19 protein-coding genes are annotated in these 20,439 nt (G+C 39.6%); 1 reads left to right on the plus strand and 18 read right to left on the minus strand.

Features of this window, described 5'->3' with window-relative positions; all coding sequences use genetic code 11:
• Nucleotides 1-70: 70 nt before the first annotated feature.
• The 10 genes from KUL10_RS06390 to KUL10_RS06435 form a co-directional block, all read right to left on the minus strand.
• The gene (locus KUL10_RS06390) at nucleotides 71-1,273 is read right to left on the minus strand and encodes a DegT/DnrJ/EryC1/StrS aminotransferase family protein (protein WP_110428092.1); all 1,203 of its coding nucleotides are present in this window, start codon (nucleotides 1,271-1,273) and stop codon (nucleotides 71-73) included.
• Nucleotides 1,266-2,195 carry a GDP-L-fucose synthase gene (locus tag KUL10_RS06395; protein WP_110428093.1) on the minus strand — a complete coding sequence of 310 codons (930 nt, stop codon included), beginning with the start codon at nucleotides 2,193-2,195 and terminating at the stop codon, nucleotides 1,266-1,268. Before KUL10_RS06395 ends, KUL10_RS06390 begins: the two co-directional genes overlap by 8 nt.
• Nucleotides 2,195-3,313: a GDP-mannose 4,6-dehydratase gene (gene gmd, locus KUL10_RS06400; protein ID WP_199509195.1), complete on the minus strand. Its 1,119-nt coding sequence runs from the start codon at nucleotides 3,311-3,313 to the stop codon at nucleotides 2,195-2,197. Before gmd ends, KUL10_RS06395 begins: the two co-directional genes overlap by 1 nt.
• Entirely contained in the window at nucleotides 3,310-4,506 is a 1,197-nt protein-coding gene (locus KUL10_RS06405; protein WP_110428095.1) for a hypothetical protein, read from the minus strand. Before KUL10_RS06405 ends, gmd begins: the two co-directional genes overlap by 4 nt.
• A gap of 225 nt (nucleotides 4,507-4,731) precedes the next feature.
• A complete protein-coding gene (locus KUL10_RS06410; protein ID WP_110428096.1) occupies nucleotides 4,732-5,427 on the minus strand; it encodes a hypothetical protein in 696 nt (231 codons plus the stop codon).
• Nucleotides 5,428-5,597: 170 nt separating this feature from the next.
• Nucleotides 5,598-6,443, minus strand: a complete 846-nt coding sequence (locus KUL10_RS06415; RefSeq protein WP_110428097.1) for a fimbria/pilus periplasmic chaperone — start codon at nucleotides 6,441-6,443, stop codon at nucleotides 5,598-5,600.
• Nucleotides 6,444-6,457: 14 nt separating this feature from the next.
• Nucleotides 6,458-6,925 (minus strand): DUF4402 domain-containing protein, encoded by a 468-nt coding sequence (locus KUL10_RS06420; protein ID WP_110428098.1) that lies wholly within the window; start codon nucleotides 6,923-6,925, stop codon nucleotides 6,458-6,460.
• On the minus strand, nucleotides 6,922-7,890 hold the full coding sequence (locus KUL10_RS06425) for an SPOR domain-containing protein (protein ID WP_110428099.1): 969 nt from the start codon (nucleotides 7,888-7,890) through the stop codon (nucleotides 6,922-6,924). Before KUL10_RS06425 ends, KUL10_RS06420 begins: the two co-directional genes overlap by 4 nt.
• Nucleotides 7,891-7,992: 102 nt before the next feature.
• The gene (locus tag KUL10_RS06430; protein ID WP_110428100.1) at nucleotides 7,993-10,962 is read right to left on the minus strand and encodes a carboxypeptidase regulatory-like domain-containing protein; all 2,970 of its coding nucleotides are present in this window, start codon (nucleotides 10,960-10,962) and stop codon (nucleotides 7,993-7,995) included.
• Between the two features lie 9 nt (nucleotides 10,963-10,971).
• Nucleotides 10,972-12,903, minus strand: a complete 1,932-nt coding sequence (locus KUL10_RS06435; RefSeq protein ID WP_110428101.1) for a hypothetical protein — start codon at nucleotides 12,901-12,903, stop codon at nucleotides 10,972-10,974.
• A 353-nt stretch (nucleotides 12,904-13,256) separates the two neighbouring features.
• On the opposite strand from KUL10_RS06435, the gene KUL10_RS06440 reads away from it, so the two are divergent.
• The gene (locus KUL10_RS06440) at nucleotides 13,257-14,393 is read left to right on the plus strand and encodes a DegT/DnrJ/EryC1/StrS aminotransferase family protein (protein ID WP_110428102.1); all 1,137 of its coding nucleotides are present in this window, start codon (nucleotides 13,257-13,259) and stop codon (nucleotides 14,391-14,393) included.
• Nucleotides 14,394-14,428: 35 nt separating this feature from the next.
• Here the strand turns inward: KUL10_RS06440 and KUL10_RS06445 are convergent, their stop codons facing one another.
• From KUL10_RS06445 to KUL10_RS06480, 8 genes are all read right to left on the minus strand, one after another.
• Nucleotides 14,429-15,139 (minus strand): SDR family NAD(P)-dependent oxidoreductase, encoded by a 711-nt coding sequence (locus KUL10_RS06445; RefSeq protein ID WP_110428103.1) that lies wholly within the window; start codon nucleotides 15,137-15,139, stop codon nucleotides 14,429-14,431.
• Complete coding sequence (locus KUL10_RS06450; RefSeq protein ID WP_110428104.1) at nucleotides 15,136-15,480, minus strand: hypothetical protein; 345 nt, start codon at nucleotides 15,478-15,480, stop codon at nucleotides 15,136-15,138. The genes KUL10_RS06445 and KUL10_RS06450 overlap by 4 nt, the downstream gene beginning before the upstream one ends.
• Nucleotides 15,481-15,496: 16 nt before the next feature.
• Entirely contained in the window at nucleotides 15,497-17,089 is a 1,593-nt protein-coding gene (locus KUL10_RS06455; protein ID WP_110428105.1) for a GMC family oxidoreductase, read from the minus strand.
• A complete protein-coding gene (gene fabZ / locus KUL10_RS06460) occupies nucleotides 17,089-17,538 on the minus strand; it encodes a 3-hydroxyacyl-ACP dehydratase FabZ (protein WP_110428106.1) in 450 nt (149 codons plus the stop codon). The genes KUL10_RS06455 and fabZ overlap by 1 nt, the downstream gene beginning before the upstream one ends.
• 137 nt (nucleotides 17,539-17,675) lie before the next feature.
• Nucleotides 17,676-17,918: an acyl carrier protein gene (locus tag KUL10_RS06465; protein WP_110428107.1), complete on the minus strand. Its 243-nt coding sequence runs from the start codon at nucleotides 17,916-17,918 to the stop codon at nucleotides 17,676-17,678.
• A 12-nt stretch (nucleotides 17,919-17,930) separates the two neighbouring features.
• On the minus strand, nucleotides 17,931-18,572 hold the full coding sequence (locus KUL10_RS06470; RefSeq protein WP_199509196.1) for an acetyltransferase: 642 nt from the start codon (nucleotides 18,570-18,572) through the stop codon (nucleotides 17,931-17,933).
• Entirely contained in the window at nucleotides 18,569-19,537 is a 969-nt protein-coding gene (locus tag KUL10_RS06475) for a transketolase family protein (RefSeq protein WP_199509197.1), read from the minus strand. The genes KUL10_RS06470 and KUL10_RS06475 overlap by 4 nt, the downstream gene beginning before the upstream one ends.
• The gene (locus tag KUL10_RS06480) at nucleotides 19,527-20,348 is read right to left on the minus strand and encodes a transketolase (protein ID WP_199509198.1); all 822 of its coding nucleotides are present in this window, start codon (nucleotides 20,346-20,348) and stop codon (nucleotides 19,527-19,529) included. The genes KUL10_RS06475 and KUL10_RS06480 overlap by 11 nt, the downstream gene beginning before the upstream one ends.
• Between the last annotated feature and the right edge of the window lie 91 nt (nucleotides 20,349-20,439).

The raw sequence follows: 20,439 nt of genomic DNA on the forward strand, positions 1-20,439 counted from the left end.
AGCACTGGTTTCAAGACTCATAACCAGAATGGTCTCGACGCGTTACACCAATATTCAACAAAGTGTTATTTTAGCCATCTACATTTTTATCACAAAGACACGACTGTATAGTGTGGAAAAGAAACAAAATATTGCTTGTGATATCGGTTTGTTGGTTTCCCACAAATAAACCAGATTTATCGAGTTCTTCAGCATTTATAAGATCGCCCACCACTTCGTAATCGAAATGCTCTAACACGCCTATATTTTTTACAAAATTTCCAGTAACGATTGGTCTGCAGTCGATTTTATTTTCCTTTAGTACATTAACTAAATCTGCTCTTGAGAATGGTGCTCCATCCTTGATTATTAGCGAGAACCCGAACCAACTGCTAGAGCCTGTTTCTGATTGGATCCGAATGTAAGGGTGATCTTTAAAGAGAACTTGGAAATACAACGCATTTTGCTGTCTAACGTGAATAAAATTTGGCAACTTTTTTAACTGTTCTATACCAATGGCCCCGCTCATTTCTAGCGGTCTCACATTATAACCAGGCAACACAAACCTAAATGATTCTTCAAACCAATCATCGCTTTTTTCTCCCACAATGTGATTGTTTTTAGGTAAATCCCTCGTCCAACCGTGTGCTCTTAAACACAAAAGAATATGATAAAGCTCTTCATCGTCGGTAACGATGCACCCGCCTTCCATGGTCGCTATATGATGACTAAAAAACGAACTGAACGAACCCATTAGGCCGAAAGTACCAGCATATTTTCCTTTGTACTGTGCTCCCATCGATTCGCAGTTATCTTCTAACACTGTTATGTTGCGACTATCAATGATCCGCTTTATCTCATCAAAATCATTTGGGTTACCCAGTAAGTTAACTAAAAATATAACTTTTGTGTTGGGGGTGATGGCTTTTTCAAGTGACTCAAGATTGATGTTTAGGGTTGCTTCATCTATATCTACAAATTTAACTTTCAAACCATATTGCTGCAGTGGGAAATAAGTTGTGGACCATGAAACAGCCGGCACGATGACTTCGTCACCGCGTTTAAGCTTTATGTTTTTATTTTGCGTGTAAAACATAGCAGCAATCATAAGTAGGTTTGCTGTGGAACCTGAATTGACCATCACAGCGTAGTTTGAACCAAAGAACTCTGCAAAGTTATGTTCATAATCTGCAACATGTTTACCCATCGTAAACATACCAGAATCGATGACTTGCTGAATTGCTGCTAGCTCATCCTTGTCCCATGTGTTACTTGCTAGCGGATAGTTACTCATGATTTACTCCTTCGTAATATTCCACCGTTTTTTGTATTCCGTCTTTTAGTGAGGTTGTATGGTGCCACCCGAACTGCTTGAGCAGGCTGATATCCACTAGCTTTTGCTGCATGCCTGTTGGCTTTGATAAGTCATTTTCAAATACACCTTTATAACCAATGATATCCGCAATAATTTGATAGTACTCATTAATTGAGTAATCGTCCCCCAGCCCAACGTTTATGTTTTGAGGCATATCTGAAAAATTGTTAATGGCATATGCCAAAAACTCCGCTAAATCTGCCGCGTATAAAAACTCTCTTCTGGCAAGCCCATCTCCCCATATATCAACAGATGCTTTTTTATTATCTCTAGCTTGGATAAGCTTTCTAATAACGGCTGGAATCATATGAGAATTATTCGGCCCAAATTTGTCGTATCTGCCATAGAGATTGCAGGGAATCACCGTTTTATATCGACATGAGGGATCCTCTCGGTTGATATACTCACATAGTCTGGTGGATGTAATTTTTGCCAGTGCATAACCTTCATTGGTAGGCTCCAGCTCACCGTTTAACAACTGCTCTTCTGATATTGGGTTGACTGCGTTTCTGGGATACATACAAGAAGAGCTAATGTTCACTAAATCTTTGATACCGCTTTGATGAGCAGTATTGATGAGATTAATTCCCATCAGAGTATTTTGAACCAAAAAATTTATAGGATACTTAACGTTTGCTTGAATTCCACCTACTTCACCAGCAGCGTGTATCACCAAATCTATATCATTTTGGTCGAAGTATTTTGCAACAGCATCTATTTCAAGTAGGTTTAGCTCACGACTAGAGGGCGTTAGCAATCGGTGCTTATTAAAATGCGTACATTCTAATATGTTTTTACCCACCATACCGCTTGCACCCGTCAATAAAATACGCTTGAACATTAATTCTCCGCACAAACAGGAATATCAAATCCATTATTCTTTAAACAGGCATGCTGTTTAGCGATTTCCAAATCATTCCGGATCATTTCAGCACACATCTGTTGGACTGTTATTTCTGGTTTCCAGCCCAATTCTTGCTCGGCCCTAGTGGGATCACCCAATAGATTTTCGACTTCTGCAGGTCTAAAGTATCGAGGATTAATTTTAATGATAACGTCACCTACAGAAAGCGCAGGACTTTTTGAGTTATCAACGGCCACTACCGTCCCAATCTCACTAAGGCCTTGGCCGGTGAACTCGAGAGTAATACCCAGTTCTTCAGCACTCCACTGAATGAATTGTCGAACTGAATATTGAATACCTGTCGCAATCACATAATCTTTTGCTTCGTCTTGTTGTAACATCATCCACTGCATGCGAACGTAATCTTTGGCATGCCCCCAGTCGCGCTTGGCATCCAGATTCCCCATGTGTATACAGGTTTCTAATCCTTGTGAAATATTGGCCAACCCCCTTGTTATTTTTCTGGTCACAAAGGTTTCGCCTCTTCTTGGCGATTCGTGATTAAACAAAACGCCGTTACAGGCAAACATGCCATAAGATTCACGATAATTCACAGTGATCCAATATGCATACAGCTTGGCAACGCCATAGGGTGACCTAGGATAGAAAGGAGTTGTTTCTTTTTGAGGACTCTCTTGAACGAGCCCATATAATTCAGAAGTAGAAGCTTGATAAAACTTAGTTTTCTTCTCTAAACCGAGTAACCTGATTGCTTCGAGTATTCTTAGGGTTCCGAGTGCATCAACATCTGCAGTATATTCCGGTGACTCAAACGAAACGGCAACGTGAGACTGAGCACCCAGGTTATAGACCTCATCAGGTTGCACTTGTTGAAGAATTCTCGTTAGATTTGAACTGTCAGATAAATCGCCATAGTGCAAAATAAACTTAGCATTCTCAACATGCGGATCTTGGAATATATGGTCGATGCGCTCGGTGTTAAACGAAGAAGCTCGACGCTTAAGCCCATGAACTTCATATCCCTTACTCAACAATAACTCAGCGAGATAAGAACCATCTTGGCCTGTAACGCCAGTGATCAGTGCTTTCTTCATTGCCATTCCAGCCTATTTTCTGGGTCTAGTGTTTTAACATTCTCTAAATAAAGATCGCACTCTGAACTAGGTCGTTTTAAGCTTTTGGCGAGCAAATATAATTGTATGTTGATAAACGAGCGTTGCAGGGGTTTATAATCACTTCCTTCAGACTCATTGAAAGAAGATTTTAGAGTATCAAAATATTGTTGAGGCGCAATTTGACTGTTTAACAACTTTGGATTAAATAGATTCGCTAGCACAGCCACTCCCGTATTCCCAGCGCTATAAAGTTGACGGCACAACGACATTATGTATGAATCTATTACTACACCGTCAAAATCCCCCTCTAAAAACTTTAGACTCAATGACACATTTGAATACTTTTCTTTGAGATAAAATAGCTCATCTTTTGTATCGCCCAAGGGAGTGCCAAAGATAATTACATCTCTCTTTTGATTCTCTTGTATTAATTTTTCAACAGCAGGTAGCGCAAATGATTTTCCCCATACTCCATTCATTTCATGCCGACTAATGCCAAAAATAACATCGCCTCCTCGATAATGAATACCAACTGATTGCTTGCTAACGATCGCGTCCAAACGCTTAAATTCTTGATGGTAGCTCGAACTAAAAACTTCTGATAATGCTTGATTTAATTCTTTTCTTATTAAGTGTGCATCGTTGAATCGCTCAGGCCCCACCAAGTTACAATAACTTTGCAAAACATGTTGCAACTCCGCGGGCTTTAGTAATTTAGAATATCGAAGACCCGAAATATATTCAGCGGGAGTGGGGCTTTGACTTGAGAGCTTATATTTTTTCATTTCATCAAATGTGATGTAGTGTTGCTCGATAAAGGTCTCTGAGAAATAGCTAGGCAGATTGTTATCAATGCTGATCAAATCGTTATGAATAGAACCCACATCGGTCGCCCAACTAAATTTGAATGGCAAATCATATTTTAAAGAAAGTGCCCGCCCGTGAACGATGGCATTTAGTCTTTCAGTTGTCCCGTCATGTCTTGCCGTAAGTACATTACCCGACATTTGCTTTATGTATTCACCGATAGATGAGCGCCTTTCCTTGAACCACGAATCATCAGGCATGCGATTAAGCGTTAGTGCAGTCAAATTAAGTGCACTACCGGGCGACTTTGGCTCCAATTGAAGAATCGCGTCTTTTAAAATTTCAATTTCTGCAGTTTCGAACATACAAATATTCACTCCGATTTAAGGGAAATGAATGACGAAAGATTGTCATTTAGCAGATTAAAGCAAACATTAAGCCAACACTAAAAACAAAAAGAATTCGAGGTATAATTGATAAAGAGAGTAGATTAGAAAAATGGAATTAAAAATGTATTAAACAAAAAGCCAGCAATTGCTGGCTTTTGAATGACGTCTTACAAACGCATTTAAACGTTTAAATGCGGTAAATCAGTATGTTACAGTAATCGAGTAGTTACCTGTATATGCTCCATCTGCTGGCGATATCAACGAAGCTTCGTTCCACTTCAAGTTACCACCGAAAGATAGTCCAACCGCACCTGTTGCATCAGTACGAAGGTTTGGAGTTGCTGGGTCATATTCAGAACCGTTGTTTACGCCACCTTCAATACGAGTATCAGCAGAAGAAACAAACATAACAAATTTATCGTCAGAACCTGCACCCGCTGTTGTTAAATCAACGTTGTTGATACCAGCAAAAGCATTGTTATCTGTTGTAGTTGTTACATCATTCGCATCAGCACCTGCCGTAGCTACCAACTCAACTTGCAAGTTAGTAAACGGAGCAGCGCCAGAAACGTCTACACGTCCTGGTGTTCCCGCTGCAATAACTGTAATAGTCAGTGTTGAAGCGGTATCGCCACTGTTGGCACCAGCAGTCGCAGTTTGAGTTCCGTCAACATCTAGTGTTGTAAACCCAGGTGTTCCAACATCCAAGGTGTTGTCTCCGGCACGAGTAACTCTCAATGTACCAAAATCGATAGATGCGGTATTGGCTATTGTGAAAGCGTTTTGCACAGTTACCGTCGCGGTACCATTTGCAACCTCTGCTTGAACGTATGAGCTACTTGCAAGTAAAACAGATGATACCGCAAGAGCGACACTTAAATTTTTGCGTTTAAACATGGAATTCTCCAATTTCTAAAGTAATACAATGACACAGCTACGTTTACATTACGCTTACTCTGTCTTACTCGAAGAGACTCAAAAGTATTCGAGCCATCGAGAAGGCTTTATTGCCTACATGATTGGTATCGACAACAGAAAACAATACTTGAGAAAAAAATACGTTTATTTTAGATATCCCAAAAAAACTCGCTTTTCAGCTTGTTTGTGTACTCTTCTTTTCCTTCAAAGACTAATTTAAACCTGCCGTTTGGTGTCGTAACGGGTTTAACTAGTGGAATACTGCGTGTCATAGTATCAATTTCATGAAAGATATTAACCGCATTATCATAGCCAACAGGTTCAAACTCGCTGCCACCTTGTGGTTTGAAATAAACAGTGAAGTTTCCATGACTAGACGTCTGATTGAGATTTTCCAGCTTTAACTCAACATTTCCAAAGCTTTCTCCTGAAGCTTCCCTAATATAAGTCGCGGATAATAAGTTCACTTCAGGCGTGTTTCGGTGATTTTTTATTATGATTGGAATAGCATAATTTAAGAAGAAGTTCATTCGTATGCTAATACCCTCTTGCTCAGAATCAGAAGGAGCGGTCACTGATGTTGGAATCAACGTAAACTTTAAATGCGAATGAAATTCTTCGGTTGGCATGTTAGCTTTGCGTCTTAAGAGTAATTTGACTCTCTGACTCTCACCTGGTGACAATGTTATTCTGCGAGGTGAAAATCTCAGATAAGGTGAGGCGGTATTAAATACATTTGCTTCATCTTTATCCAAATCTTCGTACAGCCCGCGTTCATTTTGCTTTTTTTCGTCCCATGTTAAGGCGTAACTCCTTACTTCATCACTTGTGTTTACAACTATGATTTCCTTATTTCGTTCTCTGCTGTCAAAGCTAACTCGAGTCGGCGAAATCAATAGACTAGCATTTACTTGAAATGACAATAGACTCAAAATAATTGAGAACAGACTTAAATAGCGAGTATTAAATCTCAATTTATTGCAACGAACTTTCATCGTTAATAACTCCGTTAAAGATTAATAGTAATTTGAATGGTTGAGTTGTAATCTGTATCCGTAAAGCGATTTGAACCAGAACCAGATGTAGTTATTTGCCCTCCAAAGGACAAAATTGCAGTTCCACTGTCACCGGTGAATACCGTATTTGAGTTTCGTATTATTGATAGTTCAAACGTTTCCTCACTGCTTAGATCAGGAATCATAGTTGAATTAATAATGTCTACATCAATTGTGAGTGTTCGGCTGGTTGGAAGATCACTTAATTCATAAATAGCATGTTGGCCTTGTTCCAAAATAGCAAATCCACCAGACACCTGCGTATTGCCGCTCTCATCAATAGATATACTGCCGCTAGCATCATTTTTTGTGATAGCAACTTTGCCAAAATCTAAAGGTTGTAATTCAGTAATTGTTGCTTGAGAAAAAAAAGCAGCAATTATAATCAACAAACATAAAAGCGAGCGTTTGCCGAAACTCATAAAATAGCTTCACCCTTATACAAGGCCACTCCACAATAATCTTGTTCTTTTCTGACCACGCTACAAGTTTCAACTGCTTTTTCTCTTGAAGAGAAAAGGCCGATCCTTGCGCTATAAAACTTAACGCCGTTAACTACCACCTCAGCAATACTTCCCGACGACAAACACGAACTGTTGTCCTTGGGCACTACTTGTTTGTATTTTTGTATTATTTCAAGTGCAGCGTTTCTATTCTTAAAGGAGGCTAAATGCATTGAAAACCCATCTGACTGAGTTGCTAAACATTCAACATTTGATGTTTGCGAAATAATGGGAGACGCATCGGTATTACTAAAACCAGAAAACTTTTCTTTTACTACCCCCTCGGTTGTACTTGGCGTGAACGCCTGATCAAGACCTGAAAATTTATCCCTAGAAACGCCCTCGGAGCTTCCCAACACCTGCTGAACCGATTGAAGTTGCACTGCGGGTTGAATCGGCATGCTAGAACCGTTTAAGTTTGCCGCCAACTCGGTTAATTCAGATTCTGTTGCGACCGCTTCAAAGCTGTCTGCCTGAGCCAAGTTACTTTGTGCGTCGAATCTAGGAATATCGGGCGTTTGGTTAAAGCTTGGTTTATTTGAAGCATCTTGAAAATTATCAATAAAATAAGAAAGGTCAGATTCAAACTCTATTAACCTAGCGAGTTTAGGTTGCATCTCTTGCCATTGATCTATAATGACAGCTACTTCCTCAATGACTTCATCAGTATTTTGAGTAGTAAGGGGAATTTCAGACTCTATTGTCTCATTAAAATAATCAATCTGTGGAATATTCTGATTATCATCATTTTTGACCAATGCTTTGTTTTCTTCAGAAAACCAATTGAGAGGATTGACACTCGGCAAAGAAGCACAGCCGGCAAGACTTAGTTGAGTGCTGACAACTGTGATAGCTATTAATAGTTGATTTCGTTTTACAATCATGGTCTGCTCCAAACTGATGACGAAAACATGACATTTTCGGGTTTAATCAAGTAGTATTGGACTCAAAGCAAAATTAGCACCAAGTATTTAAATTACATTCAGTTAACGGTTATTTTTTTTAAATTTAAAGATTGTTGCGATGCAGCTAACTTGATTGCTTTCGAAATATGAGCACTCATCTTCAATTGTCTGCTTTTGTGGGTGGAAACTAGAGAACACATAAAATCCACCACTTTCATTGTGCTTCTCTACATAAAAAGAAGTGTTTGGGAGCTTTGTTTTTAACTTGTCTGCGTAAAGTAACGCTAATGCTTTATTGTTAAATCGCCCATGACCACTTATATACCCCTTATAGTATTCTCTTTTTTCAAACTTTATATCTTGTGTCAGAATATCAGGAATGTCAGGCGACAAAATTTCGATCGGTTCAATCGCTTTCAAGTCGAATAGTTCGTAGTCTTCCTCTTCAATCTGAAGTGTATATTTACCTGGCAGGACGCCAGCAAAGATATAATATCCGTCAAACTCACTCAGTGTTTGAGCAACCACCTCTCCTTTTGTATTGAGTAAGTTAATACGCATTCTAACCAAAGGTGCTAGACCTGTTTCTGTATCAGCCTCTAGTAAACCCTCTATCTCTGATGAAATAACGACAGGATAGTCAAGGAAATCAACCAAACCCGCTCTAGCCGTAATAGATACTCCCTCAATGAAAGGCACTAAAAAGCTTTCAGGCAACGAATCTCGATTGAGAATGATATCTGACGTTCTTTGACTAGGTAGCCTTTGAAGCAAAGCTACCCCCTCAAAATTTGTTTTTTCTTTTCGGAAAAACTGAACCGCCTGAACCTCGACATTGGGTAAAACAGTATCCTCCTCCTCATCAAATATACCATCTAGGTTTTTATCGAAAAACACTCTAACGGCAAGATGCCCAGAAGATGAGCTGGAGAGCGCACTCTGTTCGATATGAGGATATTTAGCATCATGTCCACTTAGGCTAAAGCTTGCGTTTAAACCCAAATCGAACCCAGTGGAGCTCGAATGCCCTAGTCTTCCGCTAAACCGAATATTTGGCAATGAGTAACCGAAAATCAAACTTGAAAACGTATTACCGCTAATCATATCTTTAGCGCTATCAATTCCAAAACGGTAATTATTTCCAAAGTTGAAATTAAGACTACCTCTTAAAGAAGTGATAGTTTTTAAAGCGTCTGGGCTGTAACTCACACCAAGTCTACCGAAAACGGTCCCAAAATTTGCTTGGACATTCAATCCCCCGTTTAACTCATTGAACGTGTTGCCATTAGCATTCCGCACTTCGGTGTAATCAATATTGTTAAATAACGAAAAACGACCGAATCGCAGCCCTAATGAGTTTGAATATTGAAATTCGTTGCCAGATGATGATTCAAGCCATTGAAACTCGTTGCTCATTGGTAAGCGAAGGCTATCAAAGGGAGATATGTTGCCATCAAAAGTTAATCGATATGAGCGTCTGCGATCAATTGATTCTGCATTCAAGTCATTCTCGCCATATCCGGCAGATATAGCCTGTCCGAGGGCAGAAAACCGCAGACCAGAGGAGAAACCAATTTGATTGCTATTGTTGTATGACAAATTTGCGTCAATCACACCTCTATTAAAGAAGGATTTACTGGCTCCAAGTGTCATTGAACTGTTATCGATATCTCCGCCAAATTGTGACTGCAGACCTACATTCAAAGAACTGCCATTTCCAGAAAAAATAGACGCTCTTGACGACAAATTGTACCCTAAGTCTGTTTGAGTATTCGATTCATTCAATCCAAGAAGTGACCTACCCGCTTTAGTGATAGAGGCTTCATAAGTCATGTTTTTTTCCGAATTTATACTTTCATCGACAAATCTATTTATAGTTCTCGTTCTAATTTGCCCTTGTGGACCATAAAGGATAATTTCAAAGTCGTTACGCCCATAAAGCAAAGGAGTATCTAAAAATTCGTAACGCCCGCTTTGCACATTTAACTGCTGAGACACCAATACACCATTGCGGTATAGCTCAACATCCCATGAATCAGGTACATCTCCATCTATATTGATACGTTCATTATCATAATTTCTATTTAAATTAGTGTTACCAATCTTTACCCCTATTGCCTCAGACAAACTAGTACCTTGAGCTTGTCTGACATTTCTTACGTCTCCAAACTCAAAGCGAGTGATACCTGTATCACCCAGTATTTGCCCATCTAGCGACTCTCTCGAAAAGTTCAGCCTTCCAGTATTTAGACCAGACTCACTATTTGCGGTAAGCGAGAGTTGAGTATGCAGTAAGGCAATATCTCGAGCACCCTGTATACTAGCACTGGTTTGTATTTTGTCTGTTGATTCGCGATAAGTACTGAATGTTTGTATATCGATTATCTGAGGTGAAAGAACTTCGTAATAACGGGGAAGGTTCGTCATCACAGGTGTTCTGGAGCCACTACCATAAACCCGCGCATTTTCTCTTTTTAGCTTATCAAGGAGAGGGAAACTACCTTTTGGTACAATTCTCACTGCGAGTCTTTGAAAATTAAAGTTATGATTTAATTCAAAGATACTGCTCAATACTTCCTCTGCTATATATAGTCGATCATCGATAAATTCATATTCATTTTCAGAGATTAAAACCTCTGATTCTGATAATTTTAGTGAAAGGTTATTGCCACTATCAGTTTGACCTGCAAAAATATTCAAATTGAAAGATTTATCTTCAGAAATAAACCAGCCTATGTAACTAGTATTGATGGGATCATAGCTAATCGAAAAATCCAGAACTTTGATATAATCCTCGAAATCAAACATAACGGATTCGTTTTTCGCAACACCTATAATAGTGCCCAACTGTATATTAGTTAATGTTGCGGAAATGACTAATTCATCGCCTTCTGCAAACCTCCCAGCGACCAGATTCTCATTCATATTACTGAATTCTGAAGCTAGCGCGTCCAGTGAATTAGCGTTTTGTTCGCTATCTTGCGCATTTGAATCAGACAAATACGATAGACAAAAAATAAAAAACAAACCCCTGAGAGAGTTACTAAGCATCACAACTTCCTAGGAGGCCATCAAATCTTGTTCGAGGAGTTTGCTTGATTCAATCTCAATTATTTTGTGAACATGCGGATTAATAGAGTAACCTCGCGAATCCGTAACTAAGTTTGGATCGAAAAACACTTTATCAAGACTACACTTCTCGTTGACTTCTTGTTGCAGGCTAGCGAGTACTTCTTGATTTTCAATTATCTCCACTGCCCGCCGGAGTAATTCATCAGTGCCCTTACAACAAAGAGTATGATACATATCAACCTGCAACCAATCGAAACCATCAGTTCTTGTATATAGTTCGCCACTGCCTTCAATAAACAATTTCGGGCGTTTTACTATCATTGCATCAATATTACTATTGGACCCCCCGAATGGGATTGTTGGTAACAAAAGTTCGCAACGACTAAGAGTTGCTAAATAGTCAACATATTCTGCGTAACTCACTAGCTCAAAATTCTTGATATACCGATTGAGTTGTGCTTTTGTTGCCATGAATCCAAGGCTGTATGGTTTATGCTGCGAGAAAAATATAAATTTGATAGGTCGCGTTGTTTGTATTTCAATTTCTTTACAAACGCTGATCAAAGTTGCATTAACTTTTTGAATGACGCCGTTCACACCTACCGTGAACACTTCCTTATCAGGTTGGCGTTTGGAAAAGTCTTCGATCATTTCATTGGTTAGAGTGTCATGTTTAACAGCCGCCTGTTTGATAATGCCTAGATTGTCTATAACCACTGCTTTTTCAGAAGTGAACTTTTGAATATCATCCAGGTCAAGATTGTCACCTGGAAAAATGAAGTAATCCATTGCATCACTATATGAGCTACTAGGATGCCCTCCAAGCATTGCTTGAACAGGGGCAAACCTAATGTTAGCTAGAAACATTCCCCACCATGACATACCAACAGAAGGATATAACATGATGTCAGGCTCTAAATCTCGAATTCGGCAACCAATCGAGTTGATATCTTCATTTGGTTCGAACACTTCAATATGATCAAAAACGCTGAGATCAGCATCTTGAGCCTCTCCACGTTCGATAATTGCGACTAACTTATATTCTTTCGATAGCTCAGCTAAACGAGCATTGTAACAACGGTACATAGCGTGTGTTTTAGTATATCGCTCTAAAACAACACCAATCGTTGGGTTTTCAGATATCGGTCTTGAATCACAGGATGCACTGAACTCATACAAATCTCGCTCTAACCAACGTTTAGCGTTATGATTCAGTACCTTTGCGACCCACTTTTTTATTTCGTATTTATTTTTAGATGTAGTGTAGCTGCAATAAAAATAAGGATGTGCTAAAGCCTTAGCCTGCTCAGGGTTTTTAATTTCAATGATCGGCAATCCCTCAGCAGCATGAAGCAAAGCTTCGAAGCCTCGATTACGGTCTTTATCTACTAAAGATACACCGTGAATGAGCATGCTTTGATAAGCAATCAAAGTGAGTTCTGGCGCAATATGAAACAATTGTTTCCATGGCAACCTGTATTTGCTCCCTACACAGTAAAGCGCCAAAAAACCGTGCAACTGATACATTCGTTTTTTAGTGAATTGAAACTTTTTAAATTTAAGTAACTCAAGCATATTTAGTTTTTCAATCAGTGCGTCTGTGGTTTTCCACGCGCTCAGTGAAAAAAGAAGTTCTAGAACCACCTTATGAGTCAAAAAAGTGTCTAGCAGAATTTTGGAAGGTGCATATTTAGCATTGCAAAACATCTGAACAATTAAACTGGCATAAGCTGCAACAATACTATTACACTCGACTTCGTATGCGTCTTTGTTATCACTATGCATGCCGGCGGGTACATTGAGTTTGATGTAATTGGATTTGTCGCTAGCATTCTCAATAAAATAAATGATTTCTTGTTCTACAAGGGTGAATTTTCCTTGCTTAATCAAAACTTCTAATTCTTGAGGACTATAACTCATTATTTTACGCTCTTCAGTTTGTCACTATATACAGTCAACCTGCAAAAGCTGAGCCAAAAAAACACTTCGTAATTTTTTCAGTAACTCCACCGAGTGTGCCCCCTTGGAAAGGGATTCTACGTGTCCGCGAATCAACTAATATCTTTTTTTAACTTCAGTGTTGGCAAATATTTTCCGATAGAGAAATTAACGAGGCATAAATGTGCATACATCGCGTTGATATAACTTTGTATAACGCATCGAGAATTAAGTGCTGTTGAGTATTTTTAGCTGATTGCCGCGCGAGGCTTTTGTTGGCACATCTAATGCAATCAATTGAAATTGGTTCGTGTAAAACAAGTGGGAATTAAATTATGGCTTTAAGCAAACAACGAGTATTACCCGAATACAGAAGTATTCCACTTAACAAGCCCTATTTGCCAAACAAGCAAAAGTATTTTCGCCAGATTGAAAAAATGTACGATAACGTTTGGCTTACGAACCATGGCCCTTTACTACAAGAGTTTTGTGAACGTTTGAGCGCCTATTTGGGCGTACCTTATATTGTGCCCACAAGCAGTTGTACTGCTGCCTTACAACTTGCATACAAGCTTTTTGATTTGAAAGGTAACGTGGTATCGACACCCTATAGTTTTGTTGCCACCTCTAGCAGCATCAACTGGGTGAACTTAGATGTCAATTTTGCAGATATCGATTCGAAATCTTTAAATATCTCACCGGAAATGATTGAAAAAGCAATTGATAATAAAACATCCGCAATAGTGCCCGTTCATGTCTATGGCAACCCTTGTGAAACTCAAAAAATAGCGGCTATCGCTAAGCAACATAATTTAAAAGTCATTTACGATGCCGCTCATGCATTTGGCATAACAAAAGACAATAGAAGTATTTTGCTTGAAGGTGATGCTTCAGCCATCAGCTTTCACGCCACCAAATTATTCCACTCTATTGAAGGTGGAGCCTTGATACTGTCCAATAAACAAGACTATGAGCGTGCCATGCAAATGATTAATTTTGGCATCGACTCTTCAAATGGCTCAATAGTATCGTCCGGATTCAACGGAAAAATGAGCGAAGCACATGCCGCGATGGGAATTGCAATGCTGGATGAAATAGACTCAGTGATAGAGCGTCGACAGATGCTTTATAGCGAATATAAAAGACAACTCGGTCACTTAATCGATTACCCTGAATGGAGTAAAGATGCATCGAACAACGCAGCGTACTTTCCGATTTTATTAAAGTCAAAAAGCAAGACTGAGAAACTCCTTAAATCACTTAATATGCATGGCGTACAAGCTCGGCGTTATTTCTCACCTTCGCTTAATACAATACCAGCGTTCAGCGCTTCCAAGCGGGTTCTGTGTCCAGTATCGGAGAGAACAAGTAAACGAGTGTTATGTCTACCATTATACTATGCATTAGAAAAAGTAGATGTGAAATACATTTGTGATATCGTCAAAACTGTTGCTAATACCGTTAAGTCTTAACACCAAAGCTCACACAGAATAGCCCGACAGCTAGACTAAACACTCGCTCCTCTATCAAGAGCGATTACTTGTCCCGTTATGTTTTTGGCATCATCGCCTAACAAATACAGGATCATACTCACAACTTCGTCAGGATGAATTTCGCCTTTAAGACGTGACCGCTCATCAAGTTCAGAAAGGCTCTTTGCGTCCATCTTCTGTTTCATTGGCGACTCAAGCACGGCTGGCGCAATTGCATTTACTCTAATATTGAAAACGCCAAGCTCTGCAGACATGACTTTTGAGGCATGAATCAGCGCTGCTTTAGAGCCACCGTATGCGAAAGTTCCAGCTTGACTTAACACTCCAGCGGTTGACGCAATATTCACAACTACTCCCTGTTTATTTTTAATCATTTTTCTTACTATACTCTGTGTAAAAGCGAGCACAGAAAAATAATTTACATCAAAGACGCGTTGTAAGTCTTCAAAAGAAGACATTAAGAAGCTTCCTCCCTGAGCAATTCCCATACAATTGACAACAGAAAAAATAGACTTATGCTCAGATTTTATTTCCTTGGCGACTCTTTCTCTCTCGTTTGCGTTAGTCAAATCTCCTTCGTAGCAAAAGAGATCAACAGATTCCTCATTTAAATTTGTTAGATCGCGAGCGCAAGCAACCACGATATAGCCGCCTTCTAACAAAGCTGAAACGGCTCGTTGCCCAACGCAACCACTAGCCCCTGTAACCACAACCGTTTTCTTCATGAACCACTCTCCTTTTCTATGACAGGTATGAGAAGATCATAATCTATATCATGCAACGGTCGATGATTAGGAAAAAGGGCTTCTCTCCCATTTTGAATCGATGCAAGCACTTGAGGATGAGAAAAGTAATACTCAAGCGCGTAATTAATCAGCGTGTTGGCTTCGTCTGGAAACGTTAAACGAAATTGTTTTAAACAATCATTTATTTCGATTGTATTTATATCGATATTCATAGTTGAAAAAAACTGAGATAATTTATTTTCAATCTCAGTATCGAGGATTAGGTTAGCGTGATCTAAGGTCTGAAAATTTGGCAATATTGATGAATTAGTAGCAAACATTAATGAGTAAACCTTGTTAAGCAGCATGTTCATCGAACTCGACTATTTTATCGGTTAAATATAGGGCTAAAGTCTGAATTGTATTAGCTGGGTTCACGCAAGATCCTGACACAAAGCAGCTTGAATCAGTAATAAATAACCCAGAAACGTCATGGCACTCTCCCATTTCATTTACAACAGAGTTTTTTGAATTTGTACCCATTTTACAAGTACCCATTAAATGCCAGCCAGAGTTTCTAACTGGTCCAAAAGCATATGTTTTTGATGCTCCAGCGCTCTTTAATATTTTTTTTGCTTGTGTCATTCCATGATTCATCATCTTTTGTGTATTATCCGACACTCTATATTTAATCATGACGCCTGGTATACCAAATCTGTCCTTTTTATCAGAAAGCTGGACCCTGTTATCAGGGTTGGGTAAGTCATCACAAATGATTGATATAGATAACTGCTTTTTGTAGAAGCGTTGGAAGTCCTCAGTTAGATTTGCTCCAAACCTTAGTTTGCGACGACTAAAAGCCGATTTAGATGCCTCGACAGGTCCCGTTCCTCTGAGCACATGCATCATGTACCCCAGTTGAAATTGCTCATTAGGGTTACGGTAGTGTTCTAAGGAGTATATTAGACAACCTTGAGGTCCTATATCGACGTCTATTTCGTTTTCAAACAAGCCCTCAGTGTAGCCTAAAGGATGAATCATTAAGTTTCTACCCACTAGACCACTGCTATTGGCAATTCCCTTTGAACCATTCTCAGCCTCTGAATTCAAAAGAATCTGAGGCGTACCAATTGCACTTGCAGCTAAGATTGTCCTTCGGGAGTAAAGCGCTTGGAGTTTTCCTTCTGAATCAAAATACTTTACGCCTTTCGCTTGTTTGTTTTCTACGATAACCGATGAAACAGCGCATTCAGGAAAAACAGTTAAACCTTTTTTCTTGGCCTTGGCAATATAGGTAACATCAACACTTGATTTTGCGCCTTGCGGACAGCCTGTATTGCAAGGGCCAAGGTTAATACAAGCAGCTCTTCCATTTCTCTCTCTGGTAGAAATAGCACTATAGCTCGGCCACCAATGCCAATTATGCTGATTAAATGCCTCGGCGATCTTTGTTCCAGCATGTCCAATTGGAACGGGAGGAAGGAGGGACTCGATCTCAGGGTACATTGGATCACCGACTAAGCCAGAAACCGACATTTCCTTCTCATTTAACTCAAAATATGGGATAAGATTGTCATACTCTATTGGCCAGTCCTCATGTAAACCATCCATTGTTTTTAAGTTGAAATCTCGTTTTAAGAAACGCGGGAAATGACCTGAAAAAAGGATTGTTGAACCGCCGATCGCATTAAAATTACACACAGCTATTGGTGAATTACTATCGTCGATTGGATAGTCTGAAGGAAGGTTTCTTACTGCACTCACAGGATTAAAGTCGGTTTGCTTTCGCAATTCCCAATTGCTGCCAGTACTAGGATAATGTTGAGGGTCCATCTCTTTTCCTCTATCAAGTAAAGCAACACTAAACCCTTTATCAACTAGACGCCAAGCCGTTGCTGCTCCTGCAGCTCCCGCCCCTACCACGATGTAATCGTATTCCTGCTTTTTCATTATTTCGGCAAAAATTCCTCTAAAATTTCTGGAATAGTTATCATCATGTCAGCCTCACATGCAACTTCACCATGGGTGAACCCCTTCGCTTTCCCCTTGCAAATTCCGCGTTTCCAAGATAATACCTCAGCTTCGATAATAAGCTGTTCTCCTGGCAAAACTTCCTTTTTAAACCTAACATTGTGCTGAAGCGCATGAGTGACTTTTCCTGCCAGCCCCTCTTGGGTTGTGATTGCAACCGTCAGCATTTGTGCCATCGCTTCTAATTGAAGAGCTCCCGGCATGTTCGCCCCGTTGGGGAAATGAACTGGAAAATACCACTCATTGTTTGATAAGTTTTTGTAGCCCTTTGCAAACTTGCCTGGCACGACTTCTGTCACATAATCGATCATCAAAAAAGGATATCGGTTTGGTTGATACTTTTGCAATTCTTGTGCATCAAGCTTCATATTAGTTTTGCCTTTAATTCATCGTTGTTTAGTAGAATATCAAAACACCTAAAATAAGATTTCAGCGCTTTAAGCTCTGTTTTCTATTAGCTGTAACTATTCTTTATCTACCAATACTCATTGCCTGTCTGTGGCCGTTAAAAGGCAACGCCATATTTTTCCATCGTTTTTAAACCGGTATGATAAGAACCAAAGTCAATAACGTCATCCATTTCTAATGACACTTCAAATACATCTTCTAACTCTGCAATTAGTGCCATGTGACCAACAGAATCCCACGTTTCAATGCTTGAATACTCTAATTTTTCATTCAGATCTTCAGGTTCGATTTCCAACACTTCAATGAAAGCATCATCATATTTTTTTCGATTTTCACTCATTTTTTTCTCCAACTACTTAAATACTTGTTTGTTTGTATTTTGTTTTAATACTCGCGCCGGATTTCCCATCGCGATAACGTTATCTGGGATGTCTCTATGCACAACCGACCCCATACCTATTATTGTATTGTCACCGATAGTAAGTCCCTCTTTGACCGATGCTCCCATTCCAATATAAGCAGACTTTCCAATCTTAGTACCACCGCCAATATTTGCTTGCGATGAAATTACACTAGACTCACCAACATGAACGTCATGACCAACAATAGAAGCGGTATTCAACGCAACATTGCGTTCAAGTTGCGCAGTTGCTTGAACAGAACAAAAAGGAGCAATAATCCCTCCATCTTTGATAATTGCCTTTTGGGAGACAAATGCATGCTTTGAAATAATGCTTCGTAATTTCAGCTTTGATTTTTCTACGCGTGCTAACATTTGAGACCTTAACGATGGCTCACCAACAGCAACTGTAAGATAGGCAATAAGTTCAGAACTAAAGCAGGTGATTGAACTATCGAGTTTAGGGTTAAAGTATGCTTCATCAACCAGAAATGATGTTTTAAAATCTGTGTCGCTACCTAAATGTGAGTGCAAAATATCCATGCACTCATGTCCAAATCCACCGGCGCCAAAAAGATACCAAGAATCAATCACGACAGATGCTCCATTACTAGGGATTTAATACCATGTGCGTCAAGGCCATATAAATTAAGCAAATATTCATAATCACCTGTTTCCAAATATTCATCCGGTAACGATCGATTAATTATTTTCGTGGTAAATAGTGAATATTTAACGATTAGCTCGGCAATTATTGAGTACAAGCCCCCAATCTTCGTATGTTCTTCACACACAAACAGTATTTCGGAGTCCTTAACAAGCTCAATCAAAGCTGCCTCATCGATAGGCTTAAGGGTACTTAGGTGTAGCAAACCAAGTGTTGTTCCCTCATTAGCTAAAAGATCAATAGCAGAAAGAGCATGCCCGCTAGTGGTGCCGGTTGAAAGAATATTTACCTTAGCTTTAGGACGCACCCAAGTTGATTTTCCTATTTGAAAGTCAAATCTTTCTTCGAAAACAACTGGGTAATTTGGCGCACCGGTTAATCTGACGTAACAAGGCTGGTCATAATCAGAGAGCTTTTCAATCATCAATGCTAACTCAAAGCCATCTGCGGGCGATAAAATTGTCAGTCCGGGAATTGCTCGCATCACTGAAACATCCTCAAGCCCAAAATGAGAATTGCCCAAAAATGCCATAGATAGACCACTGCCCAAACCAATTAGTTTGACCGGCTCTTTCATATACCCCATGTTCATTCTAACTTGTTCAGCCGCTCGCATAGTCGCAAATGGAGCAAACGTTGATGCAAATACATTGTATTCACAACGTGATAAGCCTGCAGCAACGCCAATCATATTTTGTTCTGCAATGCCTACATTGACGAATCTTTCGGGGTAATTAGAGTAAAAGCTAGCTAAACCAGAAGAACGCCCCAAGTCAGCTGACATGAGCAGAACGTTTTCATTCTCCTTAGCAAGGGTTGACACGATCTTTCCATAAACCGCTCGGATTCCCATTTTAGACCATCGCTTGGCGGTTTTAGCATCAAACTTCACTAGTAACCTCCAATTCAGCAATACATTTTTGATAAGTCAGTTCGGTGATTCTGTTATGGTGCCAATCATTATTGCCTTCCATAAACGTAAACCCTTTACCCTTGGTCGTCTTTGCAACAACTGCGACTGGACAACTTGAAGTTTCACTTGAATCCTTTAGTGCGCCCAGGATCTGATCGTAGTCGTGACCATCGATTGCAATGACTTTCCATCCAAAAGATCGCCACATATCTGCTAGCTGTTTTGTTCCATGGTAGGCAGTCTCGCCATCATTTCTCATTCCATTAACATCGATAATAGCGGTTAGATTATTCAGTTTATTTTCAGCAGCGAATTGCGCAGCCTCCCACACGGAGCCTTCGTTACATTCACCATCGCCCAAAACAGTAAATACTCTGTTGGCTCGATTTCGCATTTTAAAACCCAAGGCCATCCCAGAAGCATAGGAGATGCCTTGGCCAAGACTTCCATTAGAGGATTCAATACCGATATCTAAATTTTTAATTGGGTGAGCTATCAGTTTGCTTCCGTTGGTTTGGAAGGTTGCGAGTGTTTCATCATCAATGAATCTATACATATGCAAAACTGCCAAATGTGCAAGCACAGTATGCCCTTTGCTCAAGATAAATATATCTCTTTCAGGCCACATTGGATTGGTATAATCATGCTTCAGTACACTCTCATAAAGTACAGTCAAAATATCGACGATACTCAACGCGCCCCCAATATGCGCGGGATGGCCACAATCAAATGCAGATTGAATCATCTGTTTTCGAATTTTTGAGCTCAACTCAGTGTAATTGACCGACATTATGTTGCCCTTTCAGAACTTATTAAGGTGTAAATACCTAATCTTTTTGGAGACTTATAAGCGGATAAGCACTTTTTATGCCGTTTTTAAT

The organism is Glaciecola sp. KUL10, from assembly GCF_003203515.1.
GTDB lineage: Bacteria > Pseudomonadota > Gammaproteobacteria > Enterobacterales > Alteromonadaceae > Glaciecola.

Excerpts from the sequence above, each read along its gene's own strand:
- KUL10_RS06390 (WP_110428092.1), bottom strand. The coding sequence starts at position 1,273 with ATGAGTAACTATCCGCTAGCAAGTAACACATGGGACAAGGATGAGCTA.
- KUL10_RS06395 (WP_110428093.1), bottom strand. The coding sequence starts at position 2,195 with ATGTTCAAGCGTATTTTATTGACGGGTGCAAGCGGTATGGTGGGTAAA.
- gmd (WP_199509195.1), bottom strand. The coding sequence starts at position 3,313 with ATGAAGAAAGCACTGATCACTGGCGTTACAGGCCAAGATGGTTCTTAT.
- KUL10_RS06405 (WP_110428095.1), bottom strand. The coding sequence starts at position 4,506 with ATGTTCGAAACTGCAGAAATTGAAATTTTAAAAGACGCGATTCTTCAA.
- KUL10_RS06410 (WP_110428096.1), bottom strand. The coding sequence starts at position 5,427 with ATGTTTAAACGCAAAAATTTAAGTGTCGCTCTTGCGGTATCATCTGTT.
- KUL10_RS06415 (WP_110428097.1), bottom strand. The coding sequence starts at position 6,443 with ATGAAAGTTCGTTGCAATAAATTGAGATTTAATACTCGCTATTTAAGT.
- KUL10_RS06420 (WP_110428098.1), bottom strand. The coding sequence starts at position 6,925 with ATGAGTTTCGGCAAACGCTCGCTTTTATGTTTGTTGATTATAATTGCT.
- KUL10_RS06425 (WP_110428099.1), bottom strand. The coding sequence starts at position 7,890 with ATGATTGTAAAACGAAATCAACTATTAATAGCTATCACAGTTGTCAGC.
- KUL10_RS06430 (WP_110428100.1), bottom strand. The coding sequence starts at position 10,962 with ATGCTTAGTAACTCTCTCAGGGGTTTGTTTTTTATTTTTTGTCTATCG.
- KUL10_RS06435 (WP_110428101.1), bottom strand. The coding sequence starts at position 12,903 with ATGAGTTATAGTCCTCAAGAATTAGAAGTTTTGATTAAGCAAGGAAAA.
- KUL10_RS06440 (WP_110428102.1), top strand. The coding sequence starts at position 13,257 with ATGGCTTTAAGCAAACAACGAGTATTACCCGAATACAGAAGTATTCCA.
- KUL10_RS06445 (WP_110428103.1), bottom strand. The coding sequence starts at position 15,139 with ATGAAGAAAACGGTTGTGGTTACAGGGGCTAGTGGTTGCGTTGGGCAA.
- KUL10_RS06450 (WP_110428104.1), bottom strand. The coding sequence starts at position 15,480 with ATGTTTGCTACTAATTCATCAATATTGCCAAATTTTCAGACCTTAGAT.
- KUL10_RS06455 (WP_110428105.1), bottom strand. The coding sequence starts at position 17,089 with ATGAAAAAGCAGGAATACGATTACATCGTGGTAGGGGCGGGAGCTGCA.
- fabZ (WP_110428106.1), bottom strand. The coding sequence starts at position 17,538 with ATGAAGCTTGATGCACAAGAATTGCAAAAGTATCAACCAAACCGATAT.
- KUL10_RS06465 (WP_110428107.1), bottom strand. The coding sequence starts at position 17,918 with ATGAGTGAAAATCGAAAAAAATATGATGATGCTTTCATTGAAGTGTTG.
- KUL10_RS06480 (WP_199509198.1), bottom strand. The coding sequence starts at position 20,348 with ATGTCGGTCAATTACACTGAGTTGAGCTCAAAAATTCGAAAACAGATG.